The sequence below is a fragment of the Micromonospora sp. C97 genome (genome assembly GCF_018070385.1).
GTDB lineage: Bacteria > Actinomycetota > Actinomycetes > Mycobacteriales > Micromonosporaceae > Micromonospora > Micromonospora parva.
Map to the genome: position 1 here is coordinate 279,072 of NZ_JAGPXU010000005.1, position 16,213 is coordinate 295,284.

Below are 16,213 nucleotides of genomic sequence, written 5' to 3' on the forward strand. Positions count from 1 at the left end.
TGTCCTGACGAGCGTGATGCCTGTGAGTCATCTTGATGCCTCACAGGCATCACGCATTCCGGGAAGCGCGACGCAACGCCTACCGTCGGGCTTCCACGGCTGTTGCCGCCTCAGACCCCGACGCGCTGCGGCGGGACGGTGAGGCCGTAGAGATCCATCAGCTCCGGGGTGTCGATCCGGCTGCCGTCGGCGACCGAGTCGCAGGCGATGTCGACAATCTGGTCCTTGTGCGCCAACAGGTACGGCCGGGCGCCCACGTCGGCGCTGGCCAGGGTGGCGATGCCGGGCCAGTGCCGGCGGCCGAACAACATCGGATAGCCGCGCAACCCGTCGTAGGTGGCGCAGACCAGCACGTCCGGGTACGGCAGCGCGGCCACCCGCCGGACCGCCGTCGCGGTCAGGCCCGGCATGTCGACCGGGACCACCACCACCGCCTCGATCCCGTCGTCGTCCATCGCGGCCAGACCGGCCCGGATGGACGAGCCGACTCCGGTGCCCCACGCCTTGTTGATCACAACGGTGGCCTTGCCCAGGTCAGCGGTCTCCTGGACCTGGTCGGCGGCGGCACCCAGGACGACCACGATCCGCTCGCAGCCCGCCTCGGTCATCGTGTCGATCATCTGATTGACCAGGGGCTTTCCCCCCTGGTGCAGCAGCGCCTCGGGACCACCGATCCGTCGTCCTCCGCCTGCGGCGATGATCATTCCTGCGATCCGGTTCAGCTGCGCCCCCTCCAGCACGGAACGGACCGTGACAGATCCGCCCCCTCCTACGGACACTGCAACGAGGACGGCCAGCCGAGGGTGGCGGGGCGAAAAGGAGAAATAGCACAACCGTTACACGCCCGGCATCTCCCGACGCAGCGGACGGTGCCGGTCGTCGAGGGCGCGGCGGTCGCCCGACGGCGCGAACCTGGCCGGTGTCCCGACGGTCGGCGTACGCTCGCGGGTCAGGCGGCGTCGGCGTAGCAGTCGACGATGGACAGATCCAGCGGAAACCGGACCGGCGTCGCACCGAAGAGCAGCGCCGAGGCCCGCTCGCCGCAGCGGCTGACAGCCTCGGCGACCGCGTCGGCCTGGCCCGCCGGCGCGTGCACGACCACCTCGTCATGCTGGAAGAACACCAACTCGGCGTCGGTGCCGGACAACTCCGTACGCAGCGTCGCCAGCAACGTCGAGGCCCACTCCGCGGCGGTGGCCTGAATGACGAAGTTGCGGGTGAAACGCCCCCGCGACCGCGCGGCACGCGCCCGTGGACTCTGCGGATCGGCAGGCCCCTCCGGATCGGCGGTCTCGTCGCCCAGCTCACCGAACCCGGCCGAGCCGGGCGGGCACGTCCGCCCCAGCCACGACCGCACCAACCCACCTGTCTCACCGGTGCGCGCCGCCGCCTCGACGTAACCGAACGCCGTCGGGTAACTGCGCTTCAGCACCGCCAACGCGGGCACCGCGGCCCCGCCGGTCTGCCCGTACATGGCACCGAGCAGGGCCACCTTGGCCTTCGCCCGGTCGCCACCGAACGAATCCCGGGCCAACGCGGCGTAGAGGTCGCCGGCACCGCCCGCCGCCGCCAACCGCGCGTCGCCGGAGACCGCTGCCAGCACCCGGGGCTCCAACTGGCCGGCGTCGGCGACCACCAACCGCCAACCCGGATCGGCCACCACCGCCCGCCGGATCACCTTGGGGATCTGCAACGCGCCACCACCCCGGGTGGCCCACCGGCCGGAGACGACACCACCTGGCACGTACTCCGGTTGGAACCGGCCGCCCCGCACCCACTGGTCGAGCCAGGCCCAGCCGTGCGCCGTCCAGATCCGGTAGAGCTCCTTGTATTCCAGCACCAGCGGCACCGCCGGATGGTCCACCCCGCGCAGCACCCAGGCCCGGGTGTTGGGCAGCTCCACCCCGGCCCGGGCGAACGCCTTCAGCAGCTCGGCCGGCGAGTCGGCGTGCAGGCCGCGTACGTCGAGGGCGTCGGCGATCCGGGCGGCCAGCTCGGCAAGTCGACGGGGCGGCCCACCGACCGGGGACGCCTCACCGAGCAGCTCGTGCAGGATCTCGTTGTGCACGTCGGCACGCCACGGCAGCCCGGCGACGCCCATCTCCGTGGCGACCAGCGCGCCGGCCGACTCGGCGGCCACCAGCAACCGAAACCGGCCGGGGTGCTCGGTCCCGGCGACCCGGGCGAGCTGGTCCGCGTACACCCGGGTCAGTGCCTCGATGCCCGGCCCCGGCAGACCGGGCAGGGTGTCGAAGAGCGCGCCCTGCCCGTGCCCGGGTGGTGCGACGGCGCGCGGCGGCGGGTCGGGCGGCACCGCCGCGCCGGTCAGCCGGGCCCAGGCGGCGGCCAGCGAGCGGGGCTCGCCCCAGCGGCCCGCGTGGCCGAGCAGCAACGCCTCGGTCAACTCCACGTCGTGGCACCGATCGACCCGGACGCCGGCGCGCAACAGCGGCGGATAGACCGCCGAGGCGGTCGCCCAGACCCAGCGGGGGCGCTCTGCGGCCTCGCGCGCGGCGACCTCGGCGACCAGATCGGTGACGGTCTCCGCCGGGCCGCACGGCTGGCCGGTGGCGTCCAGCGGGCACAGCACTCCCCCGCCGCGTTCGTCGGACACCACCGCCACCAGCACGAACGTGATTCTGCCTCTTTCGTCCGACAGAAACGGAGGCGCACCTCACCGGATTCGGGTCGGTGCGGTGTCGGAGCCGGTCGGTAGCGTGATCAGGTGCCTCCGCAGATCCCGCATCCCGATCCTGGCACCCCCGACACCCGTGGTCCGATGCGCTACCTGTGGTGGCTGGTCCGCTGCCAACCCTGGCGGGTGCTGCGTGGCAGCCTGCTCGGCACGGCCTGGATGATCGGGCTCTCGGCCCGGCCCTATCTGATCGCCCGGGCCGTCGACGACGGGCTGCGCACCGGCGACACCCGCGCGCTGGCGCTCTGGGTCGCGGCGATCGTGGTCGCCGGCGTGGGCCTGTCCTACCTGGGCATCATGCGGCACCGCACGATGACCTTCATCCGGGAGGACGCCAAGGCCCGCTCGGCGGAGGTCCTGCTGCGCCACCTGTCCCGGATCGGCGCGGTGCTGCCCCGCCGGGTGGGCGCGGGCGAGGTGTCCACCATCGGCGGCTCCGACATCGACTGGACGGCGCAGGTGCTGACGCTGACCGGGCCGGGCGTCGGCGCGGTCGTCGCGTACGGGGTGATCGCCGTGGTGCTCTGGTCGATCTCCCCGATGCTCGCGTTCTGCGTGCTGGTGGGGGTGCCGGTGGTCGGTCTGGTCGTGGGGCCGCTGCTGCGTCGCCTGGAGCGGGCCGAATCGGTCTACCGGCGGCAACAGGGCGCGCTCACCGCTCGGTCCGGTGACATCGTGGCCGGGCTGCGGGTGCTCGCCGGGGTCGGTGGTCGGGACCTGTTCGCCCGACGGTACGCGGCCCGGTCCCAGGAGCTGCGCGCCGAGGGCTACCGCGTCGGCGCGGTCAACAGCTGGATCGACGCGGCGACGGTCGCTATCCCCGGGTTGTTCCTGGCGGCGGTGGTGTGGCTGACCGCCCGGATGGCGGTGACCGGTGACGTCACGATCGGCGAACTGGTCGCCGTCTACGGCTACGTGGCGACCCTGATCGTGCCGGTCTGGTTTCTGCTGGAGGGCAGTCACCAGCTGATCCGGGGTCGGGTCGCCGCCCGGCGCATCGCCGACCTGCTCAACGTGACACCTGACGACGTCGGTGGACCTGGTCGCCGCTGGCCCGATTCCACGCCCGAGGCACGCCGGCCCGATCAAACGCCCGAGGCACGCCGGCCCGAGGCACGCCGGCCCGGCTCCGTGCCCGAGGCACGCCGGCCACCTGGCCCGGCCGCGCCGGACGGCCCGGGCGACCTGCACGACCCGGTGACCGGGCTGACAGTGCGCGCCGGGTCGCTGACCGGCGTGGCGGTGGACGACCCGGCGACGGCCGTGGCGTTGGCCGACCGGCTCGGCCGGTACGTGGTCAGCGGTGTCACCTGGGGCGGTGTGCCGCTGCGCGACGTGGCCCTGGACGAGGTCCGCGCCCGGATCCTCGTCGCCGATCACGATTCGTACCTGTTCGCCGGCACGCTGCGCGACATCCTTGGCGCCGGGGCCGACGACGATGACGAGCGGATCGGCGCGGCCCTGCGAACCGCCTCCGCGCAGGACGTCGTCGACGCCCTGCCCGCCGGGCTGGACACCCCGATCGACGCCCGCGCCCGGACGCTCTCCGGCGGCCAGCGCCAACGGCTGCGCCTGGCCCGGGCGCTGCACCGCGAACCGGAGGTGCTGATCCTCATCGACCCGACGTCGGCGGTGGACGCGCACACCGAGGCGCGGATCGCCGAGCGGCTGCGGACCGCCCGGGCCGGGCGGACCACCGTGCTGATCGCCACGTCACCGCTACTGCTCGGCCGGGCCGACCTGGTCGCGCATGTGAGCGCCGGCCGGGTCACCGGCACCGGCGGCCACACCGACCTGTTCGACAGCGACCCGGCCTACCGGCACCTGGTGGCCCGGGGCAGCGAGGAGGCGTACCGGTGAGCCGCCTGCCGGTGGCCGACCGCGCCACCGTGCGCCGGGCCCTGCGCGACATGATCAGCCGACACCGGCGCGCCGTCGGGGTGGTGCTGGCGCTGCACAGCGCCGCCGCGGTCGCCGGGCTCGCCCCGCCGTGGCTGCTGGGCACCATCGTCGACCGGGTCGCCGCGGGCGCGGGCGTGGCCACTGTGGACCGGCTGGCACTGGCCATCGCCGGCTGTGTCCTGGTCAGTGCCCTGCTCTCCCGATACGCCCAGTATGCCGGCCACCGCTTCGGCGAACGGGCCGTCGCCGAGCTGCGCGAGCAGTTCGTCTCCCGGACTCTCGGGCTGCCGGTCTCGGTCGTCGAGCGCGCCGGCTCTGGTGACCTGGCCACCCGCAGCTCCGTCGACGTGTCGACGGTCGGCAGCACGGTGCGCGACGTGGTGCCCACCATCGTCATCGCCACCGTGCAGCTGACGTTGCTGTTCGGTGCGGTCTTCCTGCTGCACCCGCTGCTCGGGCTGGCCGCGCTGGCCGGGCTCCCGTCGATCGTGGCGGTGACCCGTTGGTATCTGCGCCGGGCCAGCTCCGCGTACCTCACCGAGGGCGCGGCGGCCGCCGAGCTGACCGAGACGCTGACCACCACCGCCGAGGGCGCCCGCACGGTGGAGGCGCTGCGGCTGGCCGACGAGCGGGTCCGCCACGGCACCACCCGCGTCACGCTGGTGTGGCGGGCCCGTCGGGCGACCCTCGCGCTGCGTACCGTGTTCTTCTCGGTCGTCGAGGCCAGCTACCCGCTGCCGGTCGCCATGGTCCTGCTCGTCGGGGGCTACCTGCTGGCCCGGGACATGGTGTCGCTCGGCGCGGTGGTCGCCGCCGCGCTCTACCTGCAACAGGCGATCGACCCGTTGGACCGCCTGTTGCAGTGGACCGAGCAGGCGCAACGCGGCTTCGCGTCGTACGCCCGGGTGCTCGGTGTCGGCATGGTTCCGCCGGAACCGCCCGGCACGACGAACTCGTCCCCAGGCGAGCGGCTCGTCGTGCGGGGGGCACGGTTCTCCTACTCCGACGGGCCGGACGTGCTGCACGGCATCGACCTGGAGGTGCAGCCCGGCGAGCGGCTGGCCGTCGTCGGCCCGTCCGGCGCCGGCAAGTCCACACTGGCCCGGCTGCTGGCCGGGATCGACGCGCCACGGCAGGGTGTCGTCAGCATCGGCGGCTGCCCGGTCACCGACCTCGACCCGGCCGAGCGCCGCCGCCGGATCGCCCTGGTCACCCAGGAGCACCACGTCTTCATCGGTTCGGTACGCGACAACCTCTCGTTCGCCGCGCCCGACGCCTCCGACGACCAGATGCGCGCCGCGCTCGCCACGGTCGGTGCCGACTGGTTCGCCGCGCTCCCCGACGACCTGGACACCCCGCTCGGCGACGGGGCCCGTCAGCTCGGTGCGGCCGAGGCCCAGCAGCTCGCGCTGGCCCGGTTGGTGCTCGCCGACCCCCACACCCTGATCCTGGACGAGGCGACAGCGGCGCTCGACCCGTCCACCGCCCGACGGACCGAGCGCGCGCTGGCCGCGGTGCTCTCCGGACGGACCGTCATCGCGATCGCGCACCGGCTCAACACCGCGCACGACGCCGACCGGGTCGCCGTGCTCGCGGACGGCCGGATCACCGAGATCGGCAGCCATGACGAGCTGGTGGCGGCCGGTGGCGCGTACGCGGCCCTGTGGCGCTCCTGGCACACCCGCGTCGACGAGCGGTGAGACGCCCTACTTCACGGCACCGGAGGTGAGGCCGGCCTGGATCTGACGCTGGAACAGCGCGTACACGAGGATCATCGGGAGGATGGCGATGGTCAGCGCGGCGAACAACCCGGACCAGTCCGCCTCGTAGCCGGCGTTGACCGAGATGTCGGCGATGCCCTGGGTGAGCACCCACTTGTCCTTGGCGTTGGAGAGCAGCACCAACGGGAGCTGGTACTGCGCCCACTGACCGATGATGTTGAAGATCGCGACGCTGATCAGGCCCGGCTTCGCCATCGGCATCATCACCTGGAAGAACAGCCGGCTGTGCCCACAGCCGTCGATCATCCCCGCCTCGGCCACCGACGACGGCAGCGTCTTGAAGAACGCCGCCAGGAAGAACACGGTGAACGGCAACGAGTACGCGGTGTAGACCAGCACCACGCCGGTGTGGGTGTCCAGCAGACCCAGGTTCTTCACCACGAAGAAGAGCGGCACCAGAGCCAGGAAGACCGGGAAGGCCAACCCCGAGACGAAGAGGAAGTAGACCGCCCGGTTGCCCCAGAACTTGTAGCGGGCCAGCACGTACGCGGCCATCGAGCCGAGCAGCATGGTGAGGAAGGTGCTGCACGACACCACGATCACGCTGTTCAGGAAGTACCGCCCGACGTGCGCCTTGGTCCAGGCCCGGGAGAAGTTCTCCCAGCGCAGCTCCGCCGGGAGCGTCCACGGGCTGCTGAAGATCTCGCTGGTGTTCTTGAACGCGGCGAGGAAGGTCCAGAGGATCGGCACGATCACGATCACCGCCCAGACGGCGAGCGCGACGTGCCCCAGGCTGGCAAAGAACCGTACCTCCGAGCGGGGGCCCTTGCGCCCCGGCCCGGCGGGGGCGGACGGGTCACCGGTCTTCGGCGGCAGCGCCGCCGGGGGCGGCAGCGTCGACTGCGGATTCATCAGTACTCCACGCTTTCCCGCTTGGTGAGCCGCAGCGTCAGCGCCGCGAACGTGAGGGTGAGGAAGAACAACGCCACGCCCATCGCCGAGGCGTAGCCGTACTTCGAGTAGACGAACGCGTTGCGGTAGATCTCCATGGCCAGCACTGTGGTGGCGCCGTCCGGGCCGCCACCGTCCACCGAGAGCACCGCCACGATGGCGAACGCGTCGAACGCCGCGATCCCGAGGTAGACCCAGGCCACCTGGAGGGTGTCCCACAGCAGCGGCAGGGTGACCCGGAAGAACAGGGTCACCTTCGACGCCCCGTCCATCTCGGCGGCCTCGTAGATCTCACCGGGAATGGAGGCCATCCCCGCCGAGAAGAGCACCACGTAGAAGCCGACCGCCTGCCAGACCAGCACCGCGATGATCGACCAGAGGGCCAGGTTCGGCTTCACCAGGAAGAGGATCGGCTCCAGGCCGAACTTCATCAGTACGCCGTTGATCAGACCGGACTCGTTCGGCCGGTACACCATCTGGAACAACACCGCGATGATGGCCACCGCCAGGACCTGGGGGAAGAAGAACACCACCCGGTAGAACTTCGCCCCCCAGACCCCCTGGCGTTGACCACCGCTGCTCTTGCCGCCCACGTTGAGCAGGAAGGCGAAGAACAGGGCGATGGCGATAGTGATCAGCGGCAGGGCAAGCAGCAGTACGCCGTGGTGCTGGACCGCCTTCCAGAAGGCCCCGTCGTCGAGCAACCTCCGGTAGTTGTCGAAGCCCACCCACTGCGGGGCGGAGAGCCCCCGCCAGTTGGTCATCGAGATCTGGAACGCCTGCGCGTACGGCCAGATCACGAATGTCACGTACAGCGCGACCGGGGCGAACAGGAACCCGATCACGAATGGATACTTGCCGTGCCGCATGACCCTAGCTCCGATCGATCAGCGCTTGAACTTGGCGACGGAGCTGTCCTTCTTGATCGCGTCGGCACGCTTCTGGATCCGCTCCACGAAGGCGTCCGCGTTGATCCGGCCGAACATCAGCTCGTTGGTGGCGGTCCGCGCCTCCGTGTCGAGCTCCTTGTACCAGCCGTCGAAGTACAGGTTGAACACGTCCTGACCGGCCGCCTTGAGCGCGGCCTGCGAGCTGGCCACACCGGGCGGGAAGGCGAAGCCCTCCGAACCGGCGGGGACCACGGTCGGGGCCTTGACGACCTCGGTGAAGCCCTTCGCGCCCTCCTTGGACAGCATCTGGCGCATGTACTCCAGGCCACCCTTGGGGTTCTTGCTCTTCGCCGAGACGAAGTAGCCCTCACCGGCGGTGGCCCGCAGCGCGGTGGCCGGCAGCTTGTCCGAGGCGGACATGCTCGGCACCGGCATGAGCTGGTAGTCGAAGCCGGCCGGCGTGTCCTTCTTCTGCTCGCCCTCCAGCCAGTCACCGCTCGGGTAGAGGGCCACCTTGTACTGGTTCTGCCGCAGCTGCACGTCGGTGTGCTTGAGGCCCTCGAAGCTCTTGTCGCTGAACTTCGCGCCGACCTCGGCCCACGCGGTGGCCGCCTGCTTCACGGCGTCCTGCTGCCAGGCGCCGTCCTCCAGGTTGTCGATGTTCTTCAGCACGTCCACGCCGCCGATCTTGGCGGCGTGGGTGAGGATCACGTTCCACTGGTAGTAGGCCGCGTTCGCACCGGCGTAGCCGTACGGGGTGATGCCCTTGGCCTTGATGGCCGTGAGCAGGGCGATGAACTCTTCCCAGTTCTTCGCCGGCGCCCAGCCGTTGTCCTTGAACAGCTTGCCCGAGTACCAGATGCCGAAGACCGTGGAGACGTAGTACAGGACGTACGGCTTGCCGTTGAACGAGCCCGCCTCGATGGTGCCGGGCACCACCGTGTCGCGGACCTTCTTCGTCGGGTCGTCGACCGACGGCGCGTCCCACAGCTCGGTGAGGTCCTGGAGCTGACCGTCGGCCACGAGCGCGCCGAAGTCCATCAGCTTCTCGCCCGAGTTGTTCACGAACTCCGGCGGGTTACCGGAGGCGAACCGCGGCTGGAGCACGGTGGAGACGGCCTGGGTGGCCTGGTGCTTGACCTCCGCCTTGGGGAACGCCTTCTTGTACAGCGGCTCGTGCACGTCGGTGGCGTACTTCTCGCCGTAGCCACCGTTGAAGATGACCACCTCGATCGCGGCGTCCTCCTTGACGCCCAGCGGGTTCTTCTCGCTCTTCGTGCCGCCGGCGACCTGCTCGTTGTCGCCGTCGTTGCTGCTGGTGGCGCAGGCACCGAGCAGGCCGATGGCCGGAGTGGCGAGCATGCCCACGGCGGCGGCGCGACGCAGCACCGTGCGACGGTCGAGTGCGGCCGGGTGTTCGGGGGTAATCGACATCGTCGTCTCTCCTTGTGGAATTCGGGTCATGCGGTACGCCGGAGACGTCCGGCGTACCGCGACTCGAGGGCGAGGTTGTGCTCGTCCCCTCCGGGGACGTTGGCGGAGAGGTAGATAGGGGGTACCTCTCCGGCCTGGTGGAACCGTCGTACGACCTCCGCGGTCAGCAGCTGCGCCAGCAGCGCCGTGGTGACCGAGGAGACCGCACAGACCGCGCCGCCGCCCTCGAGCGGCAGCAGTGCATCGCCGTACGGCGCGCCGTTGTCCAGCACGACGTCGGCGAGGTCGGCGAGCCGATGCCCGGACGGGTGCCGTGGCGCCACCCGTGCGGTGTGCTCGACCGAGGTGACCGCGATCAACGGGTGACCGCGCTCGGTGACCAGCGCCGCCAGCTCGACCACCGAGCCGTTGATGCCGGACTGGGACGCCACCACGAACACGTCGCGCGGCTGGGGCGCCGCGAGCGCGTAGATCTGGTGGGCGATGGAGGGGTCACGTTCCAGTTTGGGGTCGGCGAGCACGTCGCGCGGGGCGTCACCGTGCATCACGAGGTCCCGTACCGAGAGCCGGTTGGTGGGGACCAACCCGCCGGCCCGGGCGACCAGTTCGGCGGCGAACGCCTCCGAGTGCCCGGCGCCGAACGCCTGGAGCACGCCGCCGTCGCGCAGGCTGGTGGCGATCAGGTCGGCGGCCCGGGTGATCCCGTCGGCCTCCGAGTCGAGCAGCCGGTCGAGCACCGGGCGGACGGCGTCCGCGTACCCCTGGGCGCTGATCATGAGTCGGCTCCCTCGGATGCTGTCGGGAAACCTCGTGTCGGCTGCGGCGGGTGGCTTCCCGGCGGCCGCTTCGCCGACTTGTGTCCGTCGACGGCCTGTGCGGTCCGCCGGAAGGCCGCGTGCGCGCGGTCGTGCGTGCGTTGGGCGACGGCGATGTAGAGCAGGTCGAGCACCACCAGCTGGGGGTGCCGGGCGGAGAGCGCGTCCGGCCGGAAGGTGGTCGCCTGGCTGGCCGTGAGCAGCACGATGTCGGCCAGCTCGGCCAGTGGCGAGCGGGGGAAGCCGGTGAGCGCGAGCGTGGTGGCGCCCCGGCTGCCCGCCTCGGCGAGCATCTCGATGGTCTCCCGGGTCTGCCCGGTGTGCGAGATGCCGAGCGCCACATCCCCCGGTCGCAGCAGGGCGGCGCTGGCCAGCCCCTCGTGCACGTCGTTCCACGCCCACGCCGCCACCCCGATGCGGTGCAGACTGAACTGCATCTCCTCGCCGACCAGGGCGCTGCCGCTGGCGCCGAAGATGTTGACCCGGCTGGCGCCGGCGATCGCCACGGCGGCCCGCTCCACCTCGCCGAGGTCGAGCAGGGTGGCGGTGTCGTGCATGGCTCGGGTGTCGGCGGCCATGATCTGGTCGAGCACCCGGGCGAGCGGGTCGCTCGGCTGGATCTCCCGTCCGATGTCGACCGTCCAACCGGCCGAGCGCGCCCGCCCGGTCTCGGAAGCGATGCCCAGTCGCAGGTCGGCGTACCCCTCGAAGCCCATCGCCCGGCAGAACCGGGTGATGGTCGCCGGTGAGGTGCCGCTGCGCTCGGCCAGCTCCACGATTGTCGATCGGGCGGCGGCCTCCGGGTCGCTGAGCACGTGCTCGGCGACCCGGTGCAGGGCGCCGGTCAACTCCCCGAGCCCGTTGCGCACCCTTGCCAGCACCCCGTCGGAGGGCGAGGTTCTGCGGTCGATCACGTCGGCGTCGACCACCGCGGTCCCAGCGGCGGTGTCCACCTCGTGATCAACCATGAGTCGCCTCAACTTTCCGAAAAGACTGTTAACCGTTAGTGGTAAAAGTTCTTACTAGACGCCCCTCTATGTCAAGACCGTGGGCGAAGTTTTCAAACTGTTACCCGGCGCACAGCCCCGCACGGCCCCCACCACTTGCCCCGCACCACGCCGCCGACCAGCATGAACAAGCCAGATCGCCGTTCCACGCAAGGAGACCCGTGCCGATGTCCGACACCGTCGTGGTGGGGCTCGACGTCGGCGGTACGTCCACCCGGGCGACCGTCCTCACCCTCACCGGGCACCGCGTCGGCACCGGCCGCGCCGGCGGCGGCAACCCCACCAGTCACGGCGCCGAACGCGCCGCCGCCGAACTGCTGACCGCACTGCGCGAGGCGCTCGCCGACGTCGACCCGGCGCGGGCCGCCGCCGGCACCATCGGTCTCGCCGGAGCGGGCCGGCTGCTCGCCGACCCGGCCGGAAGGGCCGCCTTCGACCAGGCCTGGCGCGACGCCGGCCTGCGCTGCCCGTACGAGGTGCACGGCGACGCCCTGGTCGCCTACGCCTCCGGCACCGCCGCCCCGGACGGCACCATCCTCATCGCCGGCACGGGGGCAATCACCGCGCAGGTCCACGACCTGCGGCTCGACCGGATCGCCGACGGCCACGGCTGGCTCCTCGGCGACGCCGGCTCCGGCTTCTGGCTCGGCCGGGAAGCGGTACGCCGGCTACTCGCCGATCTCGACGCGGGGCGTGCCCCAGGCGCGCTGGCCACGACCGTCCTCACCGAACTGCTGGGCAGCGCCGACATCGCCGCCCGCCCCCGGGACACCGTCGACGCCACCATCCAGACGGTGACCCGTCGACCCCCCGTCGAACTCGCCCGGCTCGCACCGCTGGTCGTCGACGCCGCCACCCACGGCGACCCGGTCGCCACCGCGCTGATCACCGAAGCCGCCGCGCACCTGACCGAGAGCGTGAGTCGCATCCGCACCGCCGGGGCGGTGACACCCGTCGTGCTCGGCGGTGGCCTGCTCACCGCGGACACCCCGCTCGCCACCGCCGTCCGGGCCGAGATCGCCCGACGCTGGCCGGACGCGCCGGTGCGTACCGCCGCAGACGGGGCCGCCGCCGCGGCCTGGCTCGCCGCCCGCGGCCTACCCGAGGTCACCGACCCCGCCGCCCTGCACGCCCGTCTCTTCCCCACCCCCTGACCCACCACGCCCCACCACCCGGCCGCCAGCACCTGGCCGCCCCGCGCCCCCACCGCCCCCGCGCTCGCGCATGGGGCCCGGGCGCGCCGGTCATGATCGCGCTCGAACCAGGAAGTAGTGGCCTCGTGCCACGAGGAGGGGACCACATCCAGGATCGAGCACGATCATGACCGGGCGAGGGGGTCGGGCGGACCGGGCGGAGGGTCGCGGCCGGGTCGGGCGGGAGGTCGTGTTCGGGCCGCACACCGGGTGGTCGTTATCGGTCAGGGTGGCGGGCCGCTACTTGAGTTGGCCGGCGGTCAGGCCAGCCTGCACCTGACGCTGGAACGCCACGTACACGGCGAGCACCGGGAGCACCGCGATGCTCAGTCCGGCGAACAGCCGGGCGTAGTCACCGGCGTAGCCCTGACTGACCGAGAGCGCGAACAGCCCCTGGGCCAGCATCCACTTGGACTCGTCGCCCTGCAACAGCACCTGCGGCAGCAGGAACTGGTTCCAGTGGCTGAGGAAGTTGAAGATCGCCACGCTGATCAGTCCCGGACGTGCCATCGGCAGCATCACCCGGAAGAAGAGCCGGAAGTGGCCGCAGCCGTCGACCAGCGCGGCCTCCGCCACCGACGTCGGCAGGGTCCGGAAGAACGCGGTCAGGAAGAACACCGTGAACGGCAGCGAGTACGCCGCGTAGACGAGGATCAACCCGAGCCAGGTGTTGAAGAGGCCGGCGTTGCGGACCACGAAGAAGAGCGGCACCAGGGCGAGGAACACCGGGAACATAAGGCCGCCGACGAAGAGGTAGTAGACGACCTGGCGACCCCGGAACTCGTAGCGGGCGAAGACGTACGCGGCGGTGGCCCCCATCAGCATGGTGAGGCTGACCGAACCGGCGACCACCACCATGCTGTTCAGGAAGTACCGGCCGATGTGCGCGCCGGTCCAGGCCCGCGCCCAGTTGTCCAGGTGCAACGCGCCGGGGAGGCTCCACGGGTCGGCGAGGATCTCACCGTTGGTCTTGAACGAGCTGATGAACATCCACAGCAGTGGCAGGACGGTGAGCAGACCCCAGACCAGCAGGAAGCCGTGCGAGAGGGTGTTGGCCACGCCGAGTTCCCGGCGCACCGGGCGGTCCCGGCGGACGACCGGGGTCGGGGCGGTCGTGGTGGGCTGATCCAGAGTGGTCACGAGTACTCGATCCGTTCGCGCCGGCCGATGCGCAGCGACAGCACCGCCACCGAGAGGGTCAAGAAGAACATCACCACGCCGATCGCCGAGGCGTAGCCGAACTTGGTCTCGCTGCCGAAGGCGGTGTCGTACATCCGTACGCCGATCACGTCGGTGGAGAAGTTCGGGCCGCCGTTGGTCATGAGCTGCACCAGGATGAACCCGTCCAGGGCGAAGATGGCCAGGTAGACCCAGGCGACCTGGACGGTGTCCCAGAGCAGCGGCAGGGTGACCCGACGCAGGGTGGTGAACCGGGACGCGCCATCGAGCAGCACCGCCTCGTAGATCTCCTTCGGCACTGCCGACATCGCCGCGCCGAACAGCACCACGTAGAAGCCGACGTTGCTCCACACCATCACCGCCAGGACGCACCAGAAGGCGGTCGCCGGGTCGCCGAGCCAGGTCGGCGAGGGCAGGCCGAGACCATGCAGTGCGCTGGTCAGCAGCCCCTTGTTGGGGTGGTACACCTCCTTCCAGAGCAGCGCGATGATCACCACGGAGAGCACCTGCGGGAAGAAGTAGACGGTGCGGTAGAGCGCGCCACCGCGTACGCCGGTCACGCCGGCGCTGCCCTTGCGCCCGCCCATGGCGAGCATGGTGGCGAAGAAGAGCCCCAGCACGATGGTCAGCACCGGCACGAGAGCCAACAGGATCACGTTGTTCTTCAGCGCGTTCCACACGTAGTCGTCGTGCCAGAGGGCCTTGAAGTTGGCCAGGCCGACCGGGTTCGCGTCGGCCGAGTAGCCGAGCCAGTCGGTGGTGGAGATCTGGAACGCCTGGAGGTACGGCGAGACGACGAAGAAGACGTACAGCAGCACCGGCGGCACCAGGAACGTGACGATCAGCGGCCACTTGCCATGTTTCACGAGGTGGACCTCTCCGAGGGGGTACGGCCGGTGGGGAAGGGCGTCTCCCCCACCGGCCAGGCGGTCAGGCCGCTCGCTTGTACTTCTTGATCGAGCTGTCCTGGGCGATCGAGTCGGCGCCCTTCTGGCACTGCTCGAGGAACTCCGCGGGGCCGATCCGGCCACTGAAGAACTCGCCGCACGCGGCGTCGACGAGGTTGCGCTCCAACTTGCGGTAGAAGTTGTTGTAGACCCAGTTGAAGCCGTTGGCGCCGGACGCGTCGAGGGCCTTGACCACGGTGCTCAGCCCGTACGGCAGCTCGACACCCTCGGTGGCGCCGGCGACCACGGTGAGGCTGGCGACCTTCTTCGTGAAGTCCTGGGCGCCCTTCTTGGAGAGCATGGTCCGGAAGTACTCCAGGCCGCCGGCGACGTTGCGGGCCTTGGCGGGCACCATGAACGGTTCCCCGGCAGTACCTCGGATCGCCTCGAACGGCAGCTTGTCACCGCTGCCCAGGCTCGGCGTCGGTTGAATGGTCATGTTGAACCCGGCCGGGGTGACGTCCTTCTGTTCGCTCTCCAGCCAGGAGCCGCAGGAGATGAAGGCGGCCTTGCCCTGGCACCAGGCGGTCTGCGACTGCTTGTGGTCCAGGCCGGACGAGCCGTCCAGGATGTACTTGTCCTTCACGATCTGATGCCAGGCGTCGGCGGCGGTCCGCATCGAGTCGGACTTCCAGGCGTTCGGCTCCAGGTTGTCGATGGCGGTCGCCACCGACGGGCCACCGAGCTTGATGGCGGTGGAGATCAGCGGCCAGCTCATGTAGCGCGGGTGCAGGCCGGCGTACGTCCAGGGGGCGATGCCGGCGGCCTTGATCTGCTTGCAGAGCGCGATGTGGTCGTCCCAGGTCTTCGCGTACGACCAGCCGCGGTCGGCGAAGAGCTTGGCGGAGTGCCAGATGCCGTAGGCGGTGTAGGTGTAGTTGAGCACCAGGAACTTGCCGTCGTAGGAGCCGACCTCGACGGCGCCGGGCAGCAGGGTTTCCTTGACCGTCTTGCCGGGGATGTCGAGGCTCGGGGCGGCCAGCAGCTCGTCGAGGCCGGCGAGGGCGTTCTGGCTGACCAGCCCGTTGAAGTCGATCTGGCCGGAGCCGGAGTTGTTGACCACGTCGGGCGGGGTGCCGTCGACGAAGCGTGGCTGGAGAGTCTTGCTGATCTCCTGGGTGGAGGAGTGCTTGATCTTCGCCTTCGGGTACTTCTCGGTGTACATGGCCTCGTGGGCCTTGGCGTACTCCTCACCGAACCCGCCGCCGAAGATCACCACCTCGAGTGGGGCGTCCTCCTTCACGCCGAGCGGGTTCTGGGCGCTCTTGGTGCCCTGGTAGGTCTCGGCATCGTTCTTGTCACCGCCACCGCTGGTGGCGCAGCCGGACAGCAGGCCGGCGGCGGGGGTGGCCAGGAGGCCGGCGGCGGCGCTGCGCCGCAGGATGTCACGCCTGTTCATGGGTTCTCCTCGGGTCGGGTCGGGCGGCCGCCGGTGTGGGGGGAGGCGTCCGCCGCGCGAGGCGCGGTGATTCTCTTCAG

General features: G+C 70.9%; 12 protein-coding genes and 1 pseudogene. 3 read left to right on the forward strand and 10 right to left on the reverse strand.

From position 1 onward, the window contains the following. Positions 1 to 110 precede the first annotated feature (110 nt). Both KBX26_RS10805 and KBX26_RS10810 read right to left on the reverse strand, forming a co-directional pair. The gene (locus tag KBX26_RS10805) at positions 111 to 704 is read right to left on the reverse strand and encodes an NTP transferase domain-containing protein (RefSeq protein ID WP_030337783.1); all 594 of its coding nucleotides are present in this window, start codon (positions 702 to 704) and stop codon (positions 111 to 113) included. A gap of 245 nt (positions 705 to 949) precedes the next feature. Further along, positions 950 to 2,659, reverse strand: coding sequence for a bifunctional 3'-5' exonuclease/DNA polymerase (locus KBX26_RS10810; protein WP_210865369.1), 1,710 nt, complete (start codon positions 2,657 to 2,659; stop codon positions 950 to 952). Positions 2,660 to 2,725: 66 nt separating this feature from the next. On the opposite strand from KBX26_RS10810, the gene KBX26_RS10815 reads away from it, so the two are divergent. Continuing rightward, the gene (locus KBX26_RS10815; protein ID WP_210865342.1) at positions 2,726 to 4,555 is read left to right on the forward strand and encodes an ABC transporter ATP-binding protein; all 1,830 of its coding nucleotides are present in this window, start codon (positions 2,726 to 2,728) and stop codon (positions 4,553 to 4,555) included. Between the two features lie 50 nt (positions 4,556 to 4,605). Further along, entirely contained in the window at positions 4,606 to 6,297 is a 1,692-nt protein-coding gene (locus tag KBX26_RS10820) for an ABC transporter ATP-binding protein (RefSeq protein WP_247680496.1), read from the forward strand. Between the two features lie 6 nt (positions 6,298 to 6,303). On the opposite strand, the gene KBX26_RS10825 is transcribed toward KBX26_RS10820, so the two are convergent. The 5 genes and pseudogenes from KBX26_RS10825 to KBX26_RS10845 all read right to left on the reverse strand — a co-directional run. Further along, a complete protein-coding gene (locus KBX26_RS10825) occupies positions 6,304 to 7,230 on the reverse strand; it encodes a carbohydrate ABC transporter permease (RefSeq protein WP_030337779.1) in 927 nt (308 codons plus the stop codon). Next, positions 7,230 to 8,138 carry a carbohydrate ABC transporter permease gene (locus KBX26_RS10830; protein ID WP_030337778.1) on the reverse strand — a complete coding sequence of 303 codons (909 nt, stop codon included), beginning with the start codon at positions 8,136 to 8,138 and terminating at the stop codon, positions 7,230 to 7,232. Before KBX26_RS10830 ends, KBX26_RS10825 begins: the two co-directional genes overlap by 1 nt. 18 nt (positions 8,139 to 8,156) lie before the next feature. Next, entirely contained in the window at positions 8,157 to 9,593 is a 1,437-nt protein-coding gene (ngcE, locus tag KBX26_RS10835; RefSeq protein WP_030337777.1) for an N-acetylglucosamine/diacetylchitobiose ABC transporter substrate-binding protein, read from the reverse strand. 26 nt (positions 9,594 to 9,619) lie between these two features. Continuing rightward, entirely contained in the window at positions 9,620 to 10,369 is a 750-nt protein-coding gene (locus KBX26_RS10840; protein WP_030337776.1) for a sugar isomerase domain-containing protein, read from the reverse strand. Between the two features lie 68 nt (positions 10,370 to 10,437). Then, positions 10,438 to 11,376 (reverse strand): annotated as a pseudogene (locus tag KBX26_RS10845) (MurR/RpiR family transcriptional regulator); the annotation flags it as partial. 206 nt (positions 11,377 to 11,582) lie between these two features. Between KBX26_RS10845 and KBX26_RS10850 the strand changes: the two are divergent. Continuing rightward, entirely contained in the window at positions 11,583 to 12,569 is a 987-nt protein-coding gene (locus KBX26_RS10850; protein ID WP_030337774.1) for an N-acetylglucosamine kinase, read from the forward strand. Between the two features lie 279 nt (positions 12,570 to 12,848). Here the strand turns inward: KBX26_RS10850 and KBX26_RS10855 are convergent, their stop codons facing one another. The 3 genes from KBX26_RS10855 to ngcE (KBX26_RS10865) all read right to left on the reverse strand — a co-directional run bounded on the left by KBX26_RS10855 (position 12,849) and on the right by ngcE (KBX26_RS10865) (position 16,133). Next, entirely contained in the window at positions 12,849 to 13,748 is a 900-nt protein-coding gene (locus tag KBX26_RS10855) for a carbohydrate ABC transporter permease (protein WP_030337773.1), read from the reverse strand. Continuing rightward, positions 13,745 to 14,653, reverse strand: a complete 909-nt coding sequence (locus KBX26_RS10860) for a carbohydrate ABC transporter permease (protein WP_030337772.1) — start codon at positions 14,651 to 14,653, stop codon at positions 13,745 to 13,747. The genes KBX26_RS10855 and KBX26_RS10860 overlap by 4 nt, the downstream gene beginning before the upstream one ends. Before the next feature lie 64 nt (positions 14,654 to 14,717). Next, positions 14,718 to 16,133, reverse strand: a complete 1,416-nt coding sequence (gene ngcE / locus KBX26_RS10865) for an N-acetylglucosamine/diacetylchitobiose ABC transporter substrate-binding protein (RefSeq protein WP_030337771.1) — start codon at positions 16,131 to 16,133, stop codon at positions 14,718 to 14,720. Positions 16,134 to 16,213 lie beyond the last annotated feature (80 nt).

Bases quoted from the DNA above. Each gene is read 5' to 3' on its own strand.
- KBX26_RS10805 (WP_030337783.1), bottom strand. From the start codon at position 704: ATGATCATCGCCGCAGGCGGAGGACGACGGATCGGTGGTCCCGAGGCG.
- KBX26_RS10820 (WP_247680496.1), top strand. From the start codon at position 4,606: ATGATCAGCCGACACCGGCGCGCCGTCGGGGTGGTGCTGGCGCTGCAC.
- KBX26_RS10825 (WP_030337779.1), bottom strand. From the start codon at position 7,230: ATGAATCCGCAGTCGACGCTGCCGCCCCCGGCGGCGCTGCCGCCGAAG.
- KBX26_RS10830 (WP_030337778.1), bottom strand. From the start codon at position 8,138: ATGCGGCACGGCAAGTATCCATTCGTGATCGGGTTCCTGTTCGCCCCG.
- ngcE (WP_030337777.1), bottom strand. From the start codon at position 9,593: ATGTCGATTACCCCCGAACACCCGGCCGCACTCGACCGTCGCACGGTG.
- KBX26_RS10840 (WP_030337776.1), bottom strand. From the start codon at position 10,369: ATGATCAGCGCCCAGGGGTACGCGGACGCCGTCCGCCCGGTGCTCGAC.
- KBX26_RS10850 (WP_030337774.1), top strand. From the start codon at position 11,583: ATGTCCGACACCGTCGTGGTGGGGCTCGACGTCGGCGGTACGTCCACC.
- ngcE (WP_030337771.1), bottom strand. From the start codon at position 16,133: ATGAACAGGCGTGACATCCTGCGGCGCAGCGCCGCCGCCGGCCTCCTG.